The organism is Lactobacillus sp. WILCCON 0059, assembly GCF_057197985.1.
In genome coordinates this window covers 2,049,433-2,071,532 of record NZ_JBUBHN010000001.1, presented here as the reverse complement: position 1 = coordinate 2,071,532, position 22,100 = coordinate 2,049,433, and the positions used below count along the sequence as shown (strand labels likewise).

The 22,100-nt window shown below is 49.2% G+C and carries 21 protein-coding genes; 18 read left to right on the top strand and 3 right to left on the bottom strand.

Annotated features, from left to right (window positions below; translation table 11 throughout):
* Window positions 1-275: 275 nt before the first annotated feature.
* From ACYVUT_RS09740 to ACYVUT_RS09730, 3 genes are all read left to right on the top strand, one after another.
* A complete protein-coding gene (locus tag ACYVUT_RS09740; RefSeq protein ID WP_439774735.1) occupies window positions 276-1,289 on the top strand; it encodes an NAD(P)H-dependent glycerol-3-phosphate dehydrogenase in 1,014 nt (337 codons plus the stop codon).
* Window positions 1,290-1,422: 133 nt separating this feature from the next.
* Window positions 1,423-1,791 carry a helix-turn-helix domain-containing protein gene (locus ACYVUT_RS09735; RefSeq protein ID WP_439774734.1) on the top strand — a complete coding sequence of 123 codons (369 nt, stop codon included), beginning with the start codon at window positions 1,423-1,425 and terminating at the stop codon, window positions 1,789-1,791.
* A 107-nt stretch (window positions 1,792-1,898) separates the two neighbouring features.
* On the top strand, window positions 1,899-2,669 hold the full coding sequence (locus ACYVUT_RS09730; RefSeq protein WP_484501959.1) for a hypothetical protein: 771 nt from the start codon (window positions 1,899-1,901) through the stop codon (window positions 2,667-2,669).
* Window positions 2,670-2,989: 320 nt separating this feature from the next.
* On the opposite strand, the gene ACYVUT_RS09725 is transcribed toward ACYVUT_RS09730, so the two are convergent.
* Window positions 2,990-3,865, bottom strand: coding sequence for a DNA/RNA non-specific endonuclease (locus ACYVUT_RS09725; RefSeq protein ID WP_484501958.1), 876 nt, complete (start codon window positions 3,863-3,865; stop codon window positions 2,990-2,992).
* Window positions 3,866-4,101: 236 nt separating this feature from the next.
* Between ACYVUT_RS09725 and ACYVUT_RS09720 the strand changes: the two genes are divergently transcribed.
* The 15 genes from ACYVUT_RS09720 to ACYVUT_RS09650 all read left to right on the top strand — a co-directional run bounded on the left by ACYVUT_RS09720 (window position 4,102) and on the right by ACYVUT_RS09650 (window position 19,530).
* Window positions 4,102-5,280, top strand: coding sequence for an LCP family protein (locus tag ACYVUT_RS09720; RefSeq protein ID WP_484501957.1), 1,179 nt, complete (start codon window positions 4,102-4,104; stop codon window positions 5,278-5,280).
* 231 nt (window positions 5,281-5,511) lie between these two features.
* Window positions 5,512-6,492 (top strand): LCP family protein, encoded by a 981-nt coding sequence (locus ACYVUT_RS09715; protein ID WP_484501956.1) that lies wholly within the window; start codon window positions 5,512-5,514, stop codon window positions 6,490-6,492.
* A 273-nt stretch (window positions 6,493-6,765) separates the two neighbouring features.
* A complete protein-coding gene (locus ACYVUT_RS09710) occupies window positions 6,766-7,362 on the top strand; it encodes a sugar transferase (protein WP_439775488.1) in 597 nt (198 codons plus the stop codon).
* Complete coding sequence (locus tag ACYVUT_RS09705) at window positions 7,362-8,138, top strand: DUF4422 domain-containing protein (RefSeq protein WP_484501955.1); 777 nt, start codon at window positions 7,362-7,364, stop codon at window positions 8,136-8,138. Before ACYVUT_RS09710 ends, ACYVUT_RS09705 begins: the two co-directional genes overlap by 1 nt.
* 24 nt (window positions 8,139-8,162) lie before the next feature.
* Window positions 8,163-9,272, top strand: coding sequence for a UDP-galactopyranose mutase (gene glf, locus ACYVUT_RS09700; RefSeq protein WP_484501954.1), 1,110 nt, complete (start codon window positions 8,163-8,165; stop codon window positions 9,270-9,272).
* Between the two features lie 2 nt (window positions 9,273-9,274).
* Window positions 9,275-10,207 (top strand): LicD family protein, encoded by a 933-nt coding sequence (locus tag ACYVUT_RS09695; RefSeq protein ID WP_484501953.1) that lies wholly within the window; start codon window positions 9,275-9,277, stop codon window positions 10,205-10,207.
* The gene (locus ACYVUT_RS09690; RefSeq protein ID WP_484501952.1) at window positions 10,200-11,330 is read left to right on the top strand and encodes a glycosyltransferase; all 1,131 of its coding nucleotides are present in this window, start codon (window positions 10,200-10,202) and stop codon (window positions 11,328-11,330) included. The genes ACYVUT_RS09695 and ACYVUT_RS09690 overlap by 8 nt, the downstream gene beginning before the upstream one ends.
* 2 nt (window positions 11,331-11,332) lie before the next feature.
* Complete coding sequence (locus ACYVUT_RS09685) at window positions 11,333-12,337, top strand: glycosyltransferase family 2 protein (RefSeq protein WP_484501951.1); 1,005 nt, start codon at window positions 11,333-11,335, stop codon at window positions 12,335-12,337.
* A gap of 12 nt (window positions 12,338-12,349) precedes the next feature.
* Complete coding sequence (locus tag ACYVUT_RS09680) at window positions 12,350-13,066, top strand: IspD/TarI family cytidylyltransferase (RefSeq protein WP_484501950.1); 717 nt, start codon at window positions 12,350-12,352, stop codon at window positions 13,064-13,066.
* Between the two features lie 3 nt (window positions 13,067-13,069).
* Entirely contained in the window at window positions 13,070-14,122 is a 1,053-nt protein-coding gene (locus ACYVUT_RS09675) for an NAD-dependent epimerase/dehydratase family protein (RefSeq protein WP_484501949.1), read from the top strand.
* Between the two features lie 104 nt (window positions 14,123-14,226).
* Complete coding sequence (locus ACYVUT_RS09670; RefSeq protein WP_484501948.1) at window positions 14,227-15,660, top strand: oligosaccharide flippase family protein; 1,434 nt, start codon at window positions 14,227-14,229, stop codon at window positions 15,658-15,660.
* A 9-nt stretch (window positions 15,661-15,669) separates the two neighbouring features.
* Complete coding sequence (locus ACYVUT_RS09665; RefSeq protein WP_484501947.1) at window positions 15,670-16,590, top strand: LicD family protein; 921 nt, start codon at window positions 15,670-15,672, stop codon at window positions 16,588-16,590.
* Window positions 16,590-17,045, top strand: a complete 456-nt coding sequence (gene tagD, locus ACYVUT_RS09660) for a glycerol-3-phosphate cytidylyltransferase (RefSeq protein WP_484501946.1) — start codon at window positions 16,590-16,592, stop codon at window positions 17,043-17,045. Before ACYVUT_RS09665 ends, tagD begins: the two co-directional genes overlap by 1 nt.
* A 31-nt stretch (window positions 17,046-17,076) precedes the next feature.
* Complete coding sequence (locus tag ACYVUT_RS09655; RefSeq protein WP_484501945.1) at window positions 17,077-18,453, top strand: O-antigen polymerase; 1,377 nt, start codon at window positions 17,077-17,079, stop codon at window positions 18,451-18,453.
* A 21-nt stretch (window positions 18,454-18,474) separates the two neighbouring features.
* Window positions 18,475-19,530: an acyltransferase gene (locus ACYVUT_RS09650; RefSeq protein ID WP_484501944.1), complete on the top strand. Its 1,056-nt coding sequence runs from the start codon at window positions 18,475-18,477 to the stop codon at window positions 19,528-19,530.
* A gap of 83 nt (window positions 19,531-19,613) precedes the next feature.
* On the opposite strand, the gene ACYVUT_RS09645 is transcribed toward ACYVUT_RS09650, so the two are convergent.
* Together ACYVUT_RS09645 and ACYVUT_RS09640 are read right to left on the bottom strand one after the other, a co-directional pair.
* Window positions 19,614-20,846, bottom strand: a complete 1,233-nt coding sequence (locus ACYVUT_RS09645) for a C39 family peptidase (protein ID WP_484501943.1) — start codon at window positions 20,844-20,846, stop codon at window positions 19,614-19,616.
* 22 nt (window positions 20,847-20,868) lie between these two features.
* Complete coding sequence (locus ACYVUT_RS09640; RefSeq protein ID WP_484502054.1) at window positions 20,869-21,975, bottom strand: NlpC/P60 family protein; 1,107 nt, start codon at window positions 21,973-21,975, stop codon at window positions 20,869-20,871.
* Window positions 21,976-22,100 lie beyond the last annotated feature (125 nt).

Below are 22,100 nucleotides of genomic sequence, written 5' to 3'. Positions count from 1 at the left end.
GCTATGCAAGAGTAAGCGGTTGCTTTTAATAAACTCTTGAGTTTTTCACTTGGAGATAAATTCATAGCTGTTTTTGTTTACACTTTTTAATATGGCTATTCTCTAATGGGCGTTTCAATTGGGAAACGTCTTTTTTGCGTTGGTAGAGGCTAATTTTTTAATAATTAGGCCGGGGGTAAAGAGAAAGTTGCCGGCTGAGTGCTATAATAGGTTAGATCAGCGGCGGCCGATTGTCTGCCGCGAATAGGAATCAACAAACTAAGTGAGGTAATAATATGGCAAAAATCGGTGTTTTGGGAGCAGGTACTTGGGGCATGGCACTGGCCCGGATGCTCAGCAACTCTGGTCATGAAGTGACCGTCTGGTCAGCCCTGCCGCAAGAAGTCGACGAACTCTCAAGAACTCGTCGCCAGAAGAACCTGCCAGGTATGGTTATTCCTGACGAAATTAAATTTACCAAGGAAATCGCAGAAGCCTGCCAAGACAAGGACATCATCCTTTTCGCCGTACCATCAGTCTTCGTCCGCTCAACTGCCAAGACTGCTGCCCCGTTTATTCCAGATGGGCAGATCATCGTTGACGTGGCTAAGGGGATCGAACCGGACACTCTCTTGACTTTGACTGAAGTCATCGCTGACGAAGTAAACAAGGATGGCAAGCATGGCAATGTCCACTACGTTGCCCTGTCTGGCCCGACCCACGCTGAAGAAGTGGCAAAGGACCTGCCAACCACCATCGTCTCCGCCTGTGAAGACCAAGACGTGGCCGAAAAGGTCCAGGACGTCTTCATGAACAAGAACATGCGGGTTTACACCAACTCTGACCGCCTGGGCGTTGAGCTCTGCGGGGCCTTGAAGAACGTGATTGCTTTGGCCAGCGGGATCTGCTCGGGACTTGGCTACGGGGACAACATGCGGGCCGCTTTGATCATCCGCGGGATGGCGGAAATCAAGCGCCTGGGCCTCAAGATGGGCGGCAAGGAAGACTCCTTTGACGGTCTGGCCGGCATGGGTGACTTGATCGTTACCGCCACCAGCAAGGAAAGCCGGAACAACAATGCCGGCTACTTGATCGGCAAGGGCAAGAGCGCTGAAGAAGCCAAGAAGGAAGTCGGCATGGTCGTTGAAGGGATCAATGCCATTCCAGCTGCCTTGGAACTGGCTGAGAAGTACGACGTGGAAATGCCAATCGTCTTTGCCGTTGATGCCGTAGTCAACCACGGTGCCGACGCCCGGGAAACCGTTGACGCCTTGATGATGCGGGAAAAGAAGTCAGAAATGACCAAGTAAAGAGATTTATGAAGAAGTTTGCGCCAAGCAGACTTCTTTTTATTTTTTCTTTTCTAAAAAAAGGTAAATCGCTCTCATAAACATTTCATTTTGTCATAACTTATGCTATGCTTATGACAGGTGGTGACTTTGGATGGATAAGAACACGATTGGCAAGTATTTGAGAGACCTGCGCCGCCAGCGGGGAATGAGCCAGCGGGAGCTGGCCGTGGCCTTGGGAGTAAGCAAGCAGACGGTTTCCAACTGGGAGGTTGGCCGCAAGGTACCGCGGATGAAGGCTGTTGAGAAGATAGCGAATGTTTTTGGCGTGTCCAGAAGCAGTATTTTGGCCGGTCTGCCGGTGGAAGTACTGGAGCAGGAAGGGCTGATTGATCGTAAGGTGGTCGACTTGACCGACCGGGATGTGCGCCTCACTTATCAAGGCCGGCAAGTGCCGCGGGAATACATTGACATTATTGAGAAGCTGATGCGCTGCGATATCGCCGAGCGCGATGCTCAGTAAGGCGGGAAGTCCCCGCCTTTTTCTTTTGCCCCTGCAAAGCGTAAGCCTTTTCATGAAAAGGTAGTATAATGAAAGGGTGATATTCGAAAAATAAGGGGGATAGAACGATGAAGGAGAAAAATTGGCTGACCTGGCTGACAGTCTTAGCCCTGGTCGTGGGCTTTGCCGCCATGGGGGCCAGCGTCTGGCTGAGCGCGCAAGCTGCCAAGCAGACCCAGAGAAACAGCAAGCTGGCCGGCCAGCTCTACCAGGCCAGCCGGACTAAGAGCAGTGAGGCATCAAGTCTTAAAAAGCGGCTGGACAAATTGGAGAGCGATAATTCCAGTTTGAAAAAGAAGAATTCCAGCCTGGCCAAGGAGAACGGGGCACTAAAAGAGGCCAACCAGGACCTGCCAGCAGCCAGCGCGGCGGCGGGATTAAATGTCTGGGAGACGGCAGAAAAAGGCAGCCAGCTCCAGCTGGAAATCGACAATCAGACCGGGCAGGCAGTGAGTGACCTGTTGGTTTTGGCGCTAGCGGCCAGCGGCCGGGTTACTTTAAGCAGCTTGCCCAGCTATTTCCCAGTTGGCGGAGCTAAGCCCAGCTATTTTTACCGGAAGAAGGTGGCGGTGGGCGAAACTGAGGGGACTTTGACTGGTGCATCTGCCGGCTCTGACTTGGTCTGCCTGTTTCAAGATGCCAGCGGCGTCTATTGGTTCAAGGGGAACCGGGGACAGGTGGAAAAAATCGGCGCCCAGGCCCACTTCAAGAAATTGCTCCGCCAGATCAGCTTGAACAAGCTGGAAGAGAGTCCGCTGCCGGTTAAGAAGACGGAAAAGAAGAAAAAGAAGACGGCTAAGAAGGCTGAAAAGCAGTCTGGCAAGAAGAAAACTGAATAAAAAAGAGGGGCCCCAACTTAGTTGGGACTCCTCTTTGAATAGATGTGTAAAAGGGGTGGCATATGGCGCTTCGATGCATTTATGAATAGAAAGGAATCGGTAAAAATGCGAAAGATGTTAGAAATGTTAGAAATGAATCGCCTAATATGCCAACATGTTGTACCAAAAGTGTACAAATAAGATAAAAGAGTATGTGTGTAAAAATGCAATAAGAAAAGAGTATGATATAAAACCTTCACAGGAAAAGGTAGGTTCATCTCTCTTGCCTTTTCCTATTGCCAATATTACACAGGCCCTTGCAAAAATTCAAGAAATATGCCTTAGCGAAGTGCCCGCCGGTAGCCGGCCCTTTTGGCTTCTGTTTCGGTGCGGAAATAGACCGCGTTGGCTGAATTCATGTGGTAGCCAGCCTGGCCTGGAACGTGGTAGATCTTGGACCGGCGGTTGCCGACGATCCGGCCAGTAGTAGAAGTTTTGATCTTCTTTTTGGAAGAAGTGGATTTTTTGACAACCGTCTTTTTAGCAGTTGTCTTTTTCGCCGCGCCGGTAACCACGCTGGTACCATTTGAATAGTTGAGCTTGACGCCGTCCTGGACGTTGAAGATGTAGATGTGGAAGCGGACAGCGTTAGAGCCAGTGGACTGGGCTTCCATTTCAACCCCGCGGGCCAGGAGCTCCCGGCCGCGGAAGATCGGCTTGACCCGGTAACGGATGTAGTGGCGGCTAGAGGATTTAAGGTAGCTGGCCACCCGGTTTTCATACTTGAGCATGCCCGGGTCGTTTAATTGCCGGGTGCCGGTGATCAGGTTCTTGGGGTTGTTGTTTTGCCCGGTCAGCTGGTAGCCGATCAAGTGGCTGCGGTTATAGAGCCAGCCGCCGGCGATCTTCTTGTTGTGCCAGGCGGTTGGGTTCCAGTAAAGGGGTTCTCTGGCCTTGGTCGGCATGAGCCGCTTGTTCAGCAGGGCATCGGCTTCCCCGGCCCGGTTTAAAGAGTCCAAGTTGTGGTAGCTTTGCCAGGCGCCTTTTTTGGTCGACAGGGCCTTTTTGGAAAAAGTTGGCCGGTTCCGGTTGACGGTGATGACTTTCTTGCCCCGGTAGTTTTGCCCAGCCAGGCTGCTGGCTTTTGCGGGGCTGGCCACAAGGAAGCTGGCTGAGGCCAGCAGGAGGGCCGTTAATTTTTGCATTGCTTTCTTCACGGGAAATTCCTCTTCTTTACAAAATCACTTTAGTGTTAGAACAAACAACTTTGACATTCTAACATGATTGGATAGAGAAAGAATAGGAAGAAACACATCAAGACCACACTTCGTTCTTTGACCAAGATGTGAAAATACTCTTCAAAAAAGATAAAAAAATTGTCGTCAGCATCCATTTGATTCAAGTTTAACTATAATGAAGATAATGATTTTTATCTCAAAAGAATAGGATACTGGTGAAAATATTGAAAAATGACAAGGATATAAATACCAGAGTCGGCAAGCGAAAGAAGAATGGCAAAATCAAGCGCATCTTCTGGAGCGTTCTGGGCGTTCTCCTGGTAGGGATCGGTTGTTTTGCCTACTACGAGTACCATACGGTGAAGAACGCGGCAGATTCAGCTTACAAGTCCGGCGGGATCAGCAGTGCTGAAAATGGGAGCAAGAATTCCGTTATCAGCAGCTCCAAGCCGATCGCGATCCTCTTGATGGGGACAGACACCGGGGCCTTGGGCAGAACCTACAAGGGGCGGACTGACTCCATCATGGTCGCGGTCATCAACCCCAAGACCAAGAAGACGACTTTGGTCAGCTTTGAAAGAGACCAACAGGTCAATCTGCCTGACTATCCGGACAAGTCGCCTTCCAAGTTGAATGCGGCCTATGCTTACGGCAATGCCAAGGAATTGGCCAAGGTCTTGAAGAAGTACTACAATATTCCAATCAATGCCTACGTTCTGATCAATATGGGCGGGCTTAAGACCATTGTCAACAAGGTCGGCGGGATCGATATTGCTCCGGTGCTGTCTTTCAGCTATGAAGGCTACACCTTTACCAAGGGCAAAACGACCCACATGAACGGGGCCAAGGCTTTGGCATACTCACGTATGCGCTATGACGACCCGCAAGGTGACTACGGTCGGCAAAAGCGGCAGCGGCAAGTTTTGTCTGCCCTTTTGAAGAAGGCGGAAAGCGCGACGACCTTGCTGAACTCCAGCTTTATCTCATCATTGTCCAAGCAGGTGCAGACTGACTTGACCTTCAGCGATATGACCGCTTTGGCCAAAAACTATGTTTCCGCCACGAAGAACTTGAAGACCGACTACACCCACGGGACGGGCTACATGCAGGATGGCGTTTCTTACCAGAAGATTTCTGTTTCAGAGCGGCAGAGAATCAGTAACTTGATCAGAAAGGCCCTAGGCCTAAAGACTAAGCAGGTGAAGACTGATTCAATCGACACTTCAACCAGCTCAAGCAGCACGACCACTTCAAGCAGCTCAGCCGGCACAACCGGCTCCGCCCCTGGCAACAATGCTGGTCCAGGCACAAATGCTGGCAGCAATTACAATGTCGGCGCTGGCACGCAGGGCGGCTCAAATGGGCCAGGCCAAAATACTGGCGCGGGTTATTAAAACAAGAAACAAAGGAGTCAAACGGTCCAGTTTGACTCCTTTTTGCGTTCCCTCTTTATTTACCCGGGCTAAATACCTGAAAGGTCTGGTAAAATTAAAGTGTTAGACAATAATTTTCTGAATTTTTAAAGAAAAACAGAAGAAAGTGATTTAATTGGTGCAGACACCGCGTTTTTATATATAATGAAACTATTGCATCAATTCTAAAGATTGGACATATGGTGAAAAGCTGTGAATGAGAAAAAGATAAATTCAAGAACAGAACAGCGCAAGAAGCGCAACAAGTTTTGGCGGATCTTCTGGTCTGTCATTGGGGTAATCGTAATTGGCCTGGCTGGCTTTGCCTGGTATGAATACAGCTCAGTCAAGAACGCGGCCAACACTGCTTACAGATCCGGCGGGATCAGCAGTGCCGAAAACGGGAGCAAGAACGATGTCATCAGCAACAAGAAGCCGCTGGCAGTCCTCTTGATGGGGACTGACACCGGGGCCTTGGGCAGAACCTACAAGGGCCGGACCGACTCCATCATGGTCGCGGTCCTCAACCCCAAGACCAAGAAGACTACCTTGGTCAGCTTTGAACGCGACATCCAAGTCAACCTGCCAGATTATCCGGAATACTCACCGTCTAAGCTGAACGCGGCTTACGCTTATGGCAATGCCGGTGAATTGGCCAAGGTGCTGAAGAAGTACTTCAACATCCCAATCAATGCCTACGTTCTGGTCAACATGGGCGGGCTTAAGACCATCGTCAACAAGGTTGGCGGGGTCGATATCTCACCAGTCTTGAGCTTCAGCTATGAAGGCTATACCTTCACCAAGGGCCAGAAGACCCATATGGACGGGGCCAAGGCTCTGGCATACAGCCGGATGCGTTATGACGACCCAGAAGGCGACTACGGCCGCCAGAAGCGGCAGCGGCAAGTGCTGCAGGCTCTGGTCAAGAAGGCGGAATCCGCCCAAACCTTGCTGAATACGAGTTTTGTTTCATCATTGTCCAAGCAGGTTCAAACCGACTTGACTTTCAGTGATTTGACTTCCCTGGCCAGCTCATACCTGCCAGCCACGAAGAATGTCGTAACTGACTACACTCACGGGACTGGCTTTATGGAAGACGGTGTCTCATACCAGAAGGTATCTACGGCTGAGCGTCAGAGAATCAGCAATTTGATCAGAAAGGCCATGGGCCTTAAAACCAAGACGGTTCAGTAATCGAGAATAATTTAGAAAATGCTGGGTGCAAACATCCAGCATTTTTTGCTTATAGCGGCGATCTACGATTGGTGATGCACAATCCAGGTCAAAAATGTTATACTTGAATACAATGCGGTTAATAGTGTCTTTAACTGATACGCTTAAACTGAATGATTCTTATAAGCAAAGTAGAACCGCTGAAATATTTTAGTTGTTAAGTTGTACGGGTAATAAATGAGTAAAGAAGCAAAATCGTCCAATTACGAGACCGACTTGGGCGCCTACAAGTATATAAAGAGATTCTTGGACATTGTCGGCAGCTTGCTGGCACTGATAGTTTTCTCGCCGATTTTCTTGCTTCTGTCCCTAATCATCAAGGGCCAGGATGGCGGATCAGCTTTTTTTGCCCAAGAAAGAATTGGCAAGGGCGGCAAGCCCTTTAAGATGTACAAGTTCCGTTCCATGAAAATGGACGCGGAGAAGATCTTGAAAAGCGACCCTGACTTGTATGCCAAATATGTAGCAAACGACTACAAGCTGCTGGCTGAAGAGGATCCAAGAATCACACCAATCGGCCGCTGGATGCGGCGGACGTCAGTTGATGAGCTGCCGCAATTCGTCAATATTCTCAAAGGTGACATGAGCATCATTGGACCACGTCCAGTGGTGGAGAAAGAGCTGGAAGAATATGGTGACCGCAAGGCCAAGTTTCTTTCAGTCAGGCCAGGTGCCATGGGCCTTTGGCAGGCAACGGGCCGCAGCAATATCAGCTATCCGGAGCGCTGCGATGTTGAACTGGAATATATTGACAACATCTCTTTTGCCTATGATGTGAAGATCTTCTTCCAGACGATTTTTAGCATTTTCAAAAAAGAAGGGGCTTATTAGTGAAGGTTAAAGTATTAGTCGCGGCCCACAAGCAGTTTCCAATGCCGGCCGATTCTGTCTACATGCCGGTTTTGGTTGGCGCGGTCAAGAACTACAAGCCTGGAATCGATTACCAGCGCGATGACGAAGGAGACAACATTTCAGCCAAGAATCCTTATTATAACGAGCTGACCGGGATTTACTGGGCTTGGAAGAACTTAAAAGACGTTGACGCGGTGGGTCTGGTTCACTATCGCCGCTATTTTTACGTGAAGAAGCCTTTTACCTTGGAAAATGTCGCGAACGAAGCCGACTATGCCAAGCTGCTTGAAAAATATGACGTAATTGTCCCGACCAAGCGGAAATACTATATCGAAAGCAACTACGAACACTATGTTCACGCCCACCCGGCAGAACCTCTGGACAAGACCAGAGAGATTCTGGCCAAGGACTATCCTGACTATCTGCCAGCTTTTGACATGATGATGAAGCGTCGCAGCGCCCACATGTTTAACATGTTCGTCATGAAGAAGGAGCAGTTTGCCGACTACTGTCAATTCATCTTCAGCGTTTTGAGCAAGCTGGAGGGGCAAATCGATATTTCCGGCTATTCCGTCCAAGACCAGAGAGTCTATGGTTATATCTCAGAGCGGTTGATGGATGTCTGGCTTTACACGACCAAGCAGAACTATACTGAAATGACTTGGGGCCAGCTGGGCGGAGAAAAGAAGATCAAGAAGGGGATCAACCTCATCAAGCGCAAGCTTGGCGTTGGCAAGAAGCAAACCCACTTTTAGGAGAGAAGAACAGGAGAGAAAATTATGGCTGATTATTTAGTAGTCGGTGCAGGTCTTTTTGGCGCTGTGTTTGCCCGCGAAGCTGCCAAACGCGGCCACAAGGTGACGGTAATTGAAAAGCGTGACCACATTGCCGGCAATATCTACACCAAGGAAATCGACGGCATCCAGGTTCACCAGTACGGGGCCCACATTTTCCACACCTCCAACAAGGAAGTCTGGAACTATGTCCAGCAGTTCGCGGAATTCAACCGCTACACCAACAGCCCAGTAGCCAACTACAAGGGCAAGATGTACAACCTGCCTTTCAACATGAACACCTTCAACCAGATGTGGGGCGTCCGGACGCCGCAAGAAGCCATGGACAAGATCAACGAGCAGCGGGCGGAAATGGCGGGCAAGACCCCGCAGAACCTGGAAGAGCAGGCAATCTCGCTGATCGGCCGCGACATTTACGAAAAACTGATCAAGGGCTACACGGAAAAGCAGTGGGGCAGAAAGGCAACTGAACTGCCGGCCTTCATCATTAAGCGCCTGCCGGTCCGTCTGATCTACGACAACAACTACTTCAACGATGACTACCAGGGCATCCCTAAGGGCGGCTACACCAAGCTGGTGGAAAACCTGCTCAAGGATGACAAGATCACGGTCAAGCTAAACACTGACTTCTTCGATAAGAAGGACGAATACCTGCAAAAGTTTGACAAGGTCGTCTACACTGGCCCGATCGACGAATTCTTTGACTACCGCTTGGGTGAACTGGAATACCGGTCTCTCCGCTTTGAAACTGAAGAAAAGAACGTGGGCAACTACCAAGGCAACGCCGTTAGCAACTACACCGATGCTGAAACGCCTTATACCCGGGTAATTGAACACAAGCACTTCGAATTTGGCAAGGGTGACCCGGACAAGACCATCATCACCCGGGAATATCCGGCTGACTGGCACCAAGGCGATGAGCCTTACTACCCGGTCAACAACGAACGGAACAACTCCCTGTATGCCCAGTACAAGGAACTGGCTGACAAGGAAGACGCCAAGGTGATCTTCGGCGGGCGTCTGGGCCAGTACAAGTACTACAACATGGACCAGGTCATTGCCGCTGCCCTGGAAGCCGTCGAGAAGGAATTTTAAGCATGAGCAAATTAGGAACCAAGGACGGTTTCGCTGCCCAGAAGAATGCTTTTGCAGGCAGCGACCACGTAGTTTACGTTGAAGGCGAAGATTTGAAAAAGCTGAAGCAAACCCTGCTTGGGATGCTCCAGGACTTCATGGCCGTCTGCGCCAAGTATGACCTCAACTATACGCTCAGTGGGGGCTCAGTCTTGGGCACGATCAGACACCAGGGCTTTATCCCTTGGGACGACGACATCGACATCAACATGCCCAGAAAAGACTTCAACAAGCTCAAGGAAGTTTTTGACAAAGAGTTAGGGGAAGGCTACAAGCTGCTTGCCCCTGAACTGACCCCAGGCTATGGGGCAGCTGCCAGCCGCTTCATCAAGAAGGGGACGGTTTACCGCACCTTTAACGACGTGGCTGAGCCCAAGGAAAACTGCGGGATCTGCATTGACATTTTTGTCCTGGAAAACACCCCGGACAATGCCTTGGCCCGTAAGCTTAGGGGCTACTGGAGCCTGGCTGTAGGCTATTTGCTCAGCTGCCGGAAGGTTTACGACTACCTGCCAAAGCTCTTGGCAATCCAGGACACGCCGGAAGTCAGAGCGGCTTTTGGCAAAAAATACAAGGTCGGCCGCTTCTTTAAGTTCATCCCGCTGGATACGGCAACGCGCTGGACTTACAAGGTTTACTCCGGCTGCAAAAATGACAACTCCAAGTACGTGACGATTCCAAGCGGCCGCAAGCACTATTTCGGGGAAATGGATACCCGGGAGAATATGTGCCAGGCTACGGAAGGAACTTTTGAGGGGATCAAGGTCAAGCTTCCAGCCGGAATCGAAAGCTACATGAACCGGCTGTATGGGCCAGACTACATGACGCCGCCGCCGGTCGACAAGCGGGAAAAGCACCCGCTCTTTGAATTTGATCTGGGGGAAAACAATGAGTGACAGGCTGCATGTACTGTTTGTGCGGGGGATGCTCTATTACGACGGGGTCAGTTCCGTGGAATATGAGTGGATCAAGGCCTTAAAGGACCGGGTGGCATTTGACTATGTTTTGCTTGATCCAGACAAGAGCGTGCCCGAAAAAGAAGCCGCGGTGAAGGCTTTAGGCTGCGGGATTTATCCTCTGCGCTACCAGTCGGGCTCATCCTTGACCAGCCACCGCAACCGAGAAAAAGTCCTGCGTGATTTCCTGACCAAGCACCGCTATGACGTGGTTCATATCGATACTGATTTGCTCAGCCGCTATGACGTGGCAAAAGTCGCGCGGCAATGCGGGGTTAAAAAGGTGATAATTCACTCGCACAACGCGATGCGGGAAGTTCACGGCATTCAGAAATTGCCAGGCGTGGCGTATCTTGAGCGCCACTTGATTGCTAAATACGCGACCGACCTGGCAGCTTGTTCAAAAGAAGCTGCCAATTGGCTCTTCAATCAAGGTGATCAAGGCAGAGTGAGAATCATCCACAACGGCATTGACCGGGAACGCTATGTTTTTAACCCAGAAAAGCGGGCCGCTGCGCGCCAGCGGCTGGGCCTTGATGAAGATACGCTGCTTTTGGGCAATATTGGCCGGCTGACTGATCAAAAGAACCAGCTTTACTTGCTGGAAATTTTGGCCGCGGCAGTTAAAAAGCGGCCGAAAACAAAGCTGCTTTTGATTGGCAGTGGGGAAAAAGAGGCAGAGATTCAAGCCAAGATCAAGGAATTAAAATTGACAGACCAGGTCATTTTGATTTCAGCTACTGATGAAATTCCGGATTACTTGTTCGCGATGGATGTCTTTGTAATGCCTTCTTTATATGAAGGTTTGCCAATGACTTTGCTGGAAGCACAGACCACAGGCCTGCCTTGCGTGATTTCAGCAAATATCAGCTCAGAAATGGACTTTCCAGGGATGATCCAGCGGCAGACGATCGCCGCGGCGCCAGAAGAATGGGCCAAGCTGATTCTGGCAACCAAGCCCCTGGCCGACCGGGCGGCAGAAGCCGGGCAGCTGACCAAAATTGGCTATGACAACCGGGAATCAGCCGAACAAGTTTATCAAATGTACATAGGTGGTAGATAGAAGTGAACAAAGTTCTTTCCATCAGTGTTGCTGCTTACAACGCAGCTGACTGTTTAGACAAATGCATCAAGTCGCTTGTTGACAACGAAGTTTCAGACAAGCTGGAAATCATCATTGTCAATGACGGCTCAAAAGACAATACGGCTGAACTGGGCCGCAAGTACCAGGCTGAATATCCTGCTTCTGTAGTCTTTATCGACAAGGAAAACGGCGGTCATGGGTCAACGATCAATGCCAGCTTGAAGGTGGCTAGTGGTAAGTACTACAAGATTGTCGACTCCGACGACTGGGTTGAAAAAGCCGGGATCGAAAAGCTGGTTGCTGCCTTGGAAAAGAGCGATGCTGACCTGGTCTTGAACAGCTTTTACAATGTTGACGAGGCCAGCGGGGAAAAGACTTACCGCAGCGTCTTTGAAAGCAGTGACCCGAAGCTTCACCAGGCCCAGACTCTGGCTGACATCAAGGATGCCTACAATCCGGTGATGCATGGCTCTACCTTTAAGACCCAGGTCCTGCGCGACTGCCACTTGAAAATCGACGAGCACTGCTTTTACGTTGACAACGAAATGATGCTGTACCCGCTGCCGTACATCAAGAGCGTGCAAGTGCTCGACTTCCCGGTTTATGATTATCTGGTCGGGTCTGCCGGTCAAAGCATCAATATGAAGAACATGATCAAAAACCGGGCCCAGCACGTTCACGTGATTGAGCAGGTGGCCAGCTATTATACCAAGCAGGCAACCGATCCAGCCGTTAGGGAAATTTACCTGCGCTTGCTGCAGAAGATCATCAACAAGCAGTATCAGATCTTTTTCACCATGAACAGCCGGCAGGCCAAGCCAGAATTGCTGGCTTTTGAACAGTATCTGGAAAAGAATGCTCCGGCAGTTTACCAGCAGGTACCCGGGATGATTGGCCGCAAGGGCCAGGTCATCAGCTTCAACCGCTGGACTGGCTACCGTTTTTATGGCTTGACTTTAAATATTTTGAAACCGTTAATGAAGTAAGAGGATAAGGCAATGAGCAATATCGCGATCATTATTGCAGGCGGAGTTGGCAAGCGGATGGGACAGAGCATTCCCAAGCAGTTTATCAACATCAATGACAAGCCTGTTTTGGTTTACACTTTAGAATCATTTCAAAAGCATCCCCAAATCGACGCCATCGAACTGGTCTGCCTGGATGGCTGGCAGAACGTGGCCAGAGCTTATGCTGAGCAATACGGGATCAGCAAGCTCAAGTGGATCGTGACTGGCGGGGAAAGCGGCCAGGAATCGATTCGCAACGGGGTTTACAACTTGGAGGGCAAGGCAGCTGATGATGACGTCATCTTGATCCACGATGGGGTCCGGCCGCTTTTGAACAGCGAAGTGATCTCTGACGTGATCGTTAAGTGCCAGCAGTATGGCAATGCGGTTACCTCAATGCCTTACAATGAGCAGATTTTTGTCATCGATGAAAATGACGAAACGGTAACGGAGAAGTATATTCCCAGAGAAACCCTGCGCCGGGTGTCAACGCCGCAGGCCTACCGCTTCGACTTGCTTGACCAAAAGTACCATGAAGCTTTTGAAAAGAAGATCGGCATCTATGGCTCTGCTTACACCAATACGATGATGGTCGACTTGGGCGTGAAGCTGCACTTCGCGGCTGGCTCGGATATGAACATCAAGCTGACTACTCCGGAAAACCTGGACTTTTTCAAGGCATATTTGAATACCAATCACTTGGAGTAAAAAATGATCACTGAAAACCAAGAATATCTGACGGAACTGCAGGCCTGGGCGGACCGCTATCAAGACTGGGACCTGCTGCAAGATCAAAGCATCATGGTAGCGGGAGCGACCGGCATGATTGGCAGCTCTTTGATCGATTGGCTGATGCTGCTGAACGAGAAAAAAGGGCTGAACTGCCGGGTCGTAGCCTTGGGCCGCAATGCTGCTAAGGCCCGGGCCCGCTTTGGCAGCTACTGGGAGAAGGCAGAGTTTGTTTTTGTCGAAGGCGACATTAACGAAGGCATTGCCTATGATCAGCCGGTTGACTACCTCTTGCAGGCGGCCAGCAACACGCACCCTCTGGCTTATTCCAATTACCCGATCAGCACGATTACGACCAACGTGATCGGCACGAACAATCTTTTGAACTACGCGGCTGAGCATGGAGTAAAACGGGTGATCTTCTTGTCTTCCGTGGAAGTTTACGGGGAAAACCGGGGGGACACCGAGAAATTCAAGGAAGACTACTTGGGCTATCTGGACTGCAATACCCTGCGGGCAGGCTACCCGGAAAGCAAACGGACTGGCGAAGCCCTTTGCCAGGCTTACTTGAAAGAGAAAAATCTGGACAGCGTCATCTTGCGCTTGTCCCGCTCTTTTGGACCAACGCTGTTGTCCAGCGATTCAAAGGCCCTGTCGCAGTTTTTGAAGAAGGGCATTGCCCATGAAGACATCGTTTTGAAGAGCCAGGGCAAGCAGCAGTACTCCTACATTTACTCCCTGGATGCTGTCGCCGCCATCTTCTTTGCCTTGAAGCATGGGCAAAGCGGTCAGGCTTACAACGTGGCTGGCAGCCGCTGCGACACGACTTTGCGGGAATTGGCTGAAACGGTTGCCCGGCTTGCTGGCAGCCAGGTCGTCTTTGACCTGCCTGACCAAGCAGAAGCAGCTGGCTATTCAACGGCCACCAAGGCTTTGCTGGATACTGGAAAAATCGCCCGGCTCGGCTTTTCGGCAGATACAGAGTTAGAATCCGCTTTGGCGGCCACCATGAGAATCCTGGCTGCACTGGCTTAATGAAAAAAGTGAGCTTCCGATCATGGAGGCTTCTTTTTTTGAAAAAGTGCTACGAGTCCATGTTATACTAGTTAGCAACTACTTTTAATTTACTGAGAGTGCAAATGAACAATCCAAGCATTAAAAAGAACATTTTTATTAGTACCCTCTACCAAATTCTGTCAATAATCACGCCGCTCATCACGGCGCCTTACGTGTCCCGGGTTATTGGCACCAGTGGTGTTGGGGCGTACAGCTATACTTTGGCCAATCAGACTTACTTCTCGTTATTCGCGGCCTTAGGGACAGCCTCTTATGGGATGCGGGAGATTGCCCGCAACCGCAACGACGTGAAGAAACGGAGCCAGCTTTTTTGGGAAATTGAACTGCTCAGTGTGATCACATCAGTCATCATGCTTTTTGTTTGGGCAATTTTTGTGGCTTTTCATCAAAAATACCACGTGATCTACCTGATTTTGACCTTGAATCTGTTCAACACCATGCTGGATATCTCTTGGTTCTTTGACGGACTCGAGCAGTTCCAATATACTGTTACCAAGAACTCCTTGGTCAAGCTGGCCGGGGTAGTACTGATTTTGCTCTTTATCAAGAGCCCGGCAGACACCAATCTGTACGTGTTTATCATGACAGGGACGACTCTGCTGGGGACGATGTCCATGTGGCTGGAGCTGCACAAGTTTGTCGAAAAAGTACCAGTCAAATTTGAGAATCTCAAGCGGCACTTCCACGAAACGCTGATCTACTTTATTCCGACGATCGCAACCTCGATCTATACTTATATGGATAAGACCTTGATAGGTTTCATTACCCACAGCAACGCGGAAAATGCCTATTATGAGCAGGCAACCAAGATCATTAACTTGACCAAGGCTGTTACTTTTACGGCGGTCAACAATGTTTTGGGAGCCAGAATTTCTTATCTTTTTGCCAAAAAGCGCATCGATGAAATTAAGGAAAGAATTCGCGGCTCAATCGACTATATCTTGTTTATCGGGGTCGGGATTGGCTTTGGCCTGATCGGGATCTCTGACACTTTTGTGCCGATCTTTTTCGGACCGGGTTGGGACAAGGTAGCCCTGCTCTTGAGGCTGTTCAGTCCGCAGATTGTGATTATCGGGATTTCCAACTGCTTGGGTTCTCAGTATTACAATCCAGCCGGCCTGCGGAAGCAGAGCGCGATTTACATCATTGTTGGGGCGGTGGTCAACTTCATCTTGAACCTGCTTTTGATTCCGCGTTTCGCCAGTGCCGGGGCTACTTTTGCCTCAATCATCGCGGAACTGACCATCAGCATTCTCTACTTGCGCAATTCGCACGGCTTTTTGGAAGCCTCGTATATTCTTCAGGTTATTTGGAAGAAGCTGCTGGCCGGGGCGGCAATGGCGGCTGTCATCCTTTTGATGAACAACTTGCCTGTGGCCAGTCTGCTGAAGCTGCTGCTGCAATTTGCGGCCGGCGCGGGGACTTACCTGCTGATCTTGCTGGCATTGAAAGACAACTCGTTTAAGTATCTCTTGAAGATGCTCAAACGGGCCTAGGAGAGGGAAATGAACAATCTGCAATTGAAAATTCCAGCCGATTTCTTTAAAGAAGAGGTCCGGAATGACTACACGATTTCAAAGAAGATGAAACAGATCTGGGCTGTCGAACTGGACCTGCTCAATGAGCTGGACCGGGTCTGCCAGGCCAATGACTTGCCATACTATTTGTCAGGTGGTTCTTTGCTTGGCGCCGTGCGGCACAAGGGATATATTCCCTGGGACGATGACGTCGACGTGATGATGCACCGGGCTGATTTTGACCGCTTGTGTCAGCTGGCAGGGCAATTCAAGGAGCCATACTTTTTCCAGACCAACGAAACAGACCCTGGTTCAATGCGGGGACACGCTCAGTTGCGCAATTCGGAAACGACCGCTATTTTGGAATCTGAAAGACAGTTCCGCTATCCTTTCAACCAGGGGATTTTTATTGATATTTTCCCGCTGGACAATGTTCCAGATGATCCAGAAGAAAGAGCTGAATTTTTGGCGGAAATCAAGCATACCAAGTACCGGGCCCAGCAATACTACCGCTATTGCACGGGGCGGCCGAACCCCAAACTGACGCCTGCCAGACGGGCAGTGCTGTATATTCACTTTTTCTTCTTGAAATTGCGGTCCGGGAAGAGAAACCCTTATTACGAAAAGTTCGCCCGGGACATGGTCAAGTACAATCAGACTGAGACCAAGAACGTTGCCATGGTGACCTTGAGCACGGAAAGCTGCTGCTGGCCGCGGACGGAAATTTCCCAACCAGAGCGGGTGCCGTTTGAAATGCTGAGCCTGCCGATTGCCAAGGAATACGATGCCTTGCTGACCAAACAGTATGGGGACTGGCACGTCATGGTCAAGGCCGACAACATGCACAGGGGTGTCCTTTTTGATCCAGATAAGTCTTATAAGGAATATTTGCAAGGGGAGGCGAACTAATGAGACGCGTGATAACTTACGGAACTTTTGACCTGCTCCACTACGGGCATATCAACCTTCTGCGCCGGGCTAAGGCCTTGGGCGATTACTTGATCGTAGCCTTGTCAACGGACGAGTTCAATTGGAATTCCAAGCACAAGAAGACTTACTTTTCTTATGAAGAGCGCAAGCAGCTGCTGGAAGCGATCCGCTATGTTGACCTGGTAATTCCAGAAAAAGACTGGGATCAAAAGAAGAGCGACATGCATGAATACCATATTGATACTTTTGTCATGGGAGATGACTGGAAAGGAAAGTTTGACTTTCTTGAGGATGAGGGCGTGAAAGTGGTCTACCTGCCAAGAACGCCAGAAATCAGTTCTTCAAAGATTAAGAAGGATCTTTACGATGCCAATGAAGTGACTGAAGAAAGCCACCTTTCGCATGAAGACCTGGATACTAATCCTGATAAGTAATTGGAACTGAATAGAAAAAGAAAATTAATCAATGATCTATTTGCTTTTTATCGTAACTTGTTTGTTAACTGTTGGCGCCTATTATGCCAGCGACCAAGAGCTGCTGGCTCCGGGGGTAATATTTGCTGGCGGATTTGCCTTTTCTGAATTGTGGGCCCTGGGCTTTGTCAAGCAATGGAAGCTCTACCTGCACTGGAATACTTTTATTGTAATTTCAGGGGGGATTTTGTCTTTTTTGCTGGGGACCATCTTGATCCACTGGCTCTTTAACCGCCGAAAAAATCGCCGGGACATGCCGTCATTTGCATCTACTGGCTCCGCCACCAGCTTCGGCTATTCTGCCGGCTGCCAGGAAATCGTTCTGAACCGTTGGCTTTTAGCCGCTCTGCTTTTGCTGGAAGTAGTTACGATGGTAATTACTGTTTTGGAAATGCGGGCCATGGTTGGCGGCAATGACTTGTTCCAAACGATCGCGGCTTACCGGCAGCGGTCGACTTTTACCGGAGCTGACAGCAAGCTGCCAAGCTATGTTTACTTTTTCAGAACATTGATTATGGCGGGGACTTATTGGTTTGCGTATGTAATTCCCAATAATTTCCTGGCAACCAAGCGCCTGGCCATTATGCCGACAATCATGTTCATCATTGGCCTCTTAAACAGCATGCTTTTTGGCAGCCGGGGCAGCGCGATCAACATGATGATTGCTTTGATTGTTTGCTATGGTCTGCTTTATGCCAAAAACAGTGGCCACAAGCTCAAATTCAGCTGGAAGCTGTTTTTGGCTTTGGCCTTGGCTGGTACGGTTGTCCTTTTGTCTTTTAGATCAATCGGCAATCTGATGGGCAGAAATTCGCATGTAATTCCTCTGCATGAATATCTGGCTGAATATCTTGGTGCCCAGATCAAGAACTTGGACAGCTTTTTGAATGAGCCTCACCCAAGAAACTTCTTGTGGGGGCAGAACACTTTCGCGGAATTTATCAAATGGATTGGGCCGAAATTTGGTTTGGATACCAATTACCAGCTTTACTTGCCAATGCGGTTTGTTGGCCGCTACCACTTGGGCAATGTCTGCACGACCTTCTCAGCCTTCTACTATGACTTCGGCTATGTCGGCTGCTTTATTTTGAGTGCAGTGATGGGGCTGATCTCTCAAGCCGTGTTTGAATTTGCCCTGGCCAGCCGCTTGAGCAGACGCGTTGATTACAGCGGCGTGCTTTATGGCTACATCTATCCTTCTCTGGTCTTCTCATTCTTCTCCAATCGCTTCTACAGCCAGCAAGTTTCGCCAGTCTTCTTTAAGTGCATCTTCTTCTGGCTTGCGTACAATCTTGTCTTTTGTGATTGGGATTTGGTCGTCGACTGGACGAAGGAACATGTTTTTAATAAGAGAAAGCGTGAATCATAAAGGCTAACGGAGGGGGAAAGTTTGAGAAAAAGATACTATTTTATGGATTTGTTGGCAATTGTCTCCAGCCTGGCAGTTGTAGTGCTCCACACTTCTGGCAATGCAACTTATCTTGGAGTAGTAGTCAACAGGTTTACAAGCGACGGGATATGGTCAGTAATGGCCAATATCCTTTTTGCTTTTGCCGTCCCGGTTTTTTTCATGCTGTCTGGTGCCAAGGTCTTAAATTACAGGGACAGATATGACACGAAAAGCTTTTTCAGCAAGCGGGTCAGCAAAGTTGTGCTTCCGTTTCTTTTTTGGAGCATGCTGGCCTACTTCTTGTTTGGCAAGTGGCAGAGCGTGCCTCTGCTTAAAAGCTTTTTAGCGGAAAGCATTGTCGGCCCTTACTGGTTTTTTTACGATATCATTGCTTTCTATTTGTGCGTGCCGGTTTTGTCGATATTGGTAAAATACGGCAGTGATCGCTTGCTTCTTGGCTGTATCGGCTTAGTCACCTTTTTTAAGAGCGTTTTACCGCTTTTGGCAGTCGTATTCGGCTATACAATGCCATTCATCAATGCATTGCCCCTAGGTGGCGGCTACCTGCAGTATTTTTTGACTGGCTGGTATGTTGCCAATCATGATTTTGCGCCAGCGACCAGAAAAAAGATCTATCTTTTGGGCTTGCTGATGCTGGCCTTGGAAATTGGATTAACGCTGGGACTAAGTTACCAGACGCCACGTTTGCCGCATTACAATTACAGCCTTGGATATATCAAGAATTTTTACGATATTGCCAATTTTCCGGAGTTTTGCGTTGTATTGGCCTTGTTTACCTGGATGAAGCAAGGCGAGGATAAAATTCAGTCTTGGCGTTTTAAAGATCGTTTGTCACTTTTTGCCGGGATTACTTTTGGAATATACTTGCTTCATCCATTTGTAATTTGTTATTTGCTGCCAGTTTTGCAAAAATATCTGGGAGCTTCGCCAATCTACATTCGCTACTTCGCCTATCCGCTGGTTATTTACTTTGTCAGCGCTGCTTTAACGGTTCTGCTGAAAAAAATACCAGGCGTAAAGTACGTATTGCCTTAAACAAGATAAAAGTTAATCAGACAAAAACTGCCTGCTGGCTATCACGATGATAGAGCAGGCAGTTTTTTGATTTTGCTGGTTGATTAGTAGCTTAATGCCCGTTGGTGGCCACCTGCCCAATGCAGGGTTGAGTAGTGGTACCAGAAGCTGGAAGCAGTCATGGAGCCGGCACGGCCGGTCCAAGGGTCATTGTAGTAGATTTTTGAACCATTATAGCCGGTTAGCAGGAGGGCGTGGTTAGGAAAGCCATCAACCCAGCTGACCCAAACAACAATAGGATGCCGCTTGGTCAGCAGGCGATTCTTGAGAGCAGGCAAGCTTGAACCACTGAGGACTTGGCAGCTGCGGAGATACTTTCTGACCATTCTGGCCAGTCCGCTTGGAGCAATCCAGGTTCCTGACCAGGAGTATGGGTTGCCGATGAAGCCAAGTCTTGGATTGGAGCTGCGAGGGGTAGCTGCTGCAGCCTGGTATTTGCTGATCTTTTTACCAGCATAGTTGAGCATCATGGTCGCGGCTACGATTTCGCAGCCCGTGACTAAAGGGCGCTGGCCGATTGTAGTGGCATTCATCTTGACGCCGATGACTTTCCCGGTTTTCTTATTGATCCAATAATTGACTTTTTTGCCGGTGACAGTTTTGAATGACTTTCGGCCAGTAGAAGAACTGAAGTAGCCATAGCTGCTTTTACTGATCTTCTGCAGTCCGGTTTTTAGACGGCCGTTTTTGTCGCTGAGATACCAGTAGCTGCTGTATTTGTGCAGGCCAATTTGCAACTGGCCGCTTTTGCTCAACAAGTAACGACTTTTACCAATCTTTTGTGGGCCGGTGAGCAGGTGACCATCAGCGGCAAGGTAGTACTTTTTGCCGTTAATGTTTTGCCAGCCGGTGAGCATGCGGCCGTCAGCGGCAAGGTAGTACTTTTGTCCGTTAATGTTTTGCCAGCCGGTTGTCATACTGCCATCAGCCGCGAAGTAGTACTTTTTACCATCGATTGCTTGCCAGCCGGTCAATTTCTGCTGGTTGCGATAGTAATAACGGTGACCAGAGTCATTTTTCCAGCCATCAGGGATTTGCTGATTATTCTGTTGATTATTCTGTTGATTATTCTGTTGATTATTCTGTTGATTATTCTGTTGATTATTCTGTTGATTATTCTGTTGGTTGTTCTGTTGGTTATTTTGTTGTGTATTTTGTTGATTATTCTGTTGTGTAGTTTGTTGATTTGTTTGCGTATCGGCAAAAGCCTGGGTTGGTTGTAGGAAGCACAGGCACAGGCTGGCCGCAGCCAGGAATCTAAATTGTATTCTTCTCATAAATTGTGATTTATCTCATAGTTTACAGGAAAGGACGCTTGATTCCGGCAACGATGTTCCGCTGCCCGTTGACGATTGGCTGCACCATGATGCGTGGCGGCCAGCTTTCGATAACCATGTTATTGCCTAGGTAGATGGCCACGTGCCAGATGGTCCGGGTGCCTGGCTGGTAGTAGAAGACCAGGTCGCCCCGCTTCCGGCTGGCGTAGGAAACCCGCTTCAGCTTTTTATCAGCCCAAAGGTTGCGTGAGTTCCATTCATTGCCTGGGTGGGCATGGCCGATGGCGCTGACTGGAACCGGGCTGATCCCGCCGGCGTAAAGACTTTGAATGACCAAACCGGAACAGTCAGTGCCGTAGCGGGTCATTGAGGAAGAGCCGACCAGGTAAGGGTGGCCAAGGTACTTGTAAGCTTGCTTGATCATGGCTTCAATGTGAGCCTTGCGGCCTTCCCAGGCTTGGGCGCCAAGGGGAGCCGTGTAACTGTCGATCTGCTTGAAGAGCTTCGCGCCCAGGCCAAGCTTGGTCCAGGTCTTTTGGTCAACATTGCCCGTTACCTTCAAGTGGTGGCTGGCTTGGAAACGGCGGACAGCATACCAAGTAGCAGTGTTGTAGTAGTTGTAGCCGTTGTAGGTGCCCAAGCGTTTCATGATGAGGTAGGTCTTGATGCCTTCATAGCCCCGCTTGACAATGTAACCGACCTGCCCGTAAGGCTTAACCTGGGTATAGTGGATCTGGTGGTACTGCTTCGGGTTTTGGTAAGGCTTGACAACTGTCAGATCACTCTTTTTAGCAGCCAGATACTTGCCATTGTGCAATTTGAGCACAGGGATACCGGCAGAATTTTTCTTCAAGCTGCTGACCAAGTAGTAGCTTTTCTTGGCGGCAGTAGTGCTGTTTTTCGTCAAGGAAGAATTTTGGTAAAGAGTTAGGGAGCGCTTGGCCCGAACGACAGTTGGCTTGGCAGCCAGGTAATCCTTGAGATTGATCTTGGCAGCAGTTTGCTTTGCAGCTGAAGACTGTTTACTGCTAGATGTCGCTGAGGATTGTTTGCTGTCAGCAGCAGTCTTGGTAGAGCTTGCGGCAGTGGTTTGCTTTTGATCGATCGTTGTAGCAGTCGTATCAGCCATAACCGCTTGCGTGCCTAGAGACAGGCAAGTCAGCAAGGCTGCAGAAAGAAGCAATTTATTAGTTTTCATTTCCACACTTTTCCTTTTCATAAATAGCAATAACTTTTACACAACTCTATTATACA

Excerpts from the sequence above, each read along its gene's own strand:
- ACYVUT_RS09740 (WP_439774735.1), top strand. The coding sequence starts at position 276 with ATGGCAAAAATCGGTGTTTTGGGAGCAGGTACTTGGGGCATGGCACTG.
- ACYVUT_RS09735 (WP_439774734.1), top strand. The coding sequence starts at position 1,423 with ATGGATAAGAACACGATTGGCAAGTATTTGAGAGACCTGCGCCGCCAG.
- ACYVUT_RS09730 (WP_484501959.1), top strand. The coding sequence starts at position 1,899 with ATGAAGGAGAAAAATTGGCTGACCTGGCTGACAGTCTTAGCCCTGGTC.
- glf (WP_484501954.1), top strand. The coding sequence starts at position 8,163 with ATGGCTGATTATTTAGTAGTCGGTGCAGGTCTTTTTGGCGCTGTGTTT.
- ACYVUT_RS09695 (WP_484501953.1), top strand. The coding sequence starts at position 9,275 with ATGAGCAAATTAGGAACCAAGGACGGTTTCGCTGCCCAGAAGAATGCT.
- ACYVUT_RS09690 (WP_484501952.1), top strand. The coding sequence starts at position 10,200 with ATGAGTGACAGGCTGCATGTACTGTTTGTGCGGGGGATGCTCTATTAC.
- ACYVUT_RS09680 (WP_484501950.1), top strand. The coding sequence starts at position 12,350 with ATGAGCAATATCGCGATCATTATTGCAGGCGGAGTTGGCAAGCGGATG.
- ACYVUT_RS09675 (WP_484501949.1), top strand. The coding sequence starts at position 13,070 with ATGATCACTGAAAACCAAGAATATCTGACGGAACTGCAGGCCTGGGCG.
- ACYVUT_RS09670 (WP_484501948.1), top strand. The coding sequence starts at position 14,227 with ATGAACAATCCAAGCATTAAAAAGAACATTTTTATTAGTACCCTCTAC.
- ACYVUT_RS09665 (WP_484501947.1), top strand. The coding sequence starts at position 15,670 with ATGAACAATCTGCAATTGAAAATTCCAGCCGATTTCTTTAAAGAAGAG.
- tagD (WP_484501946.1), top strand. The coding sequence starts at position 16,590 with ATGAGACGCGTGATAACTTACGGAACTTTTGACCTGCTCCACTACGGG.
- ACYVUT_RS09655 (WP_484501945.1), top strand. The coding sequence starts at position 17,077 with ATGATCTATTTGCTTTTTATCGTAACTTGTTTGTTAACTGTTGGCGCC.
- ACYVUT_RS09645 (WP_484501943.1), bottom strand. The coding sequence starts at position 20,846 with ATGAGAAGAATACAATTTAGATTCCTGGCTGCGGCCAGCCTGTGCCTG.
- ACYVUT_RS09640 (WP_484502054.1), bottom strand. The coding sequence starts at position 21,975 with ATGGCTGATACGACTGCTACAACGATCGATCAAAAGCAAACCACTGCC.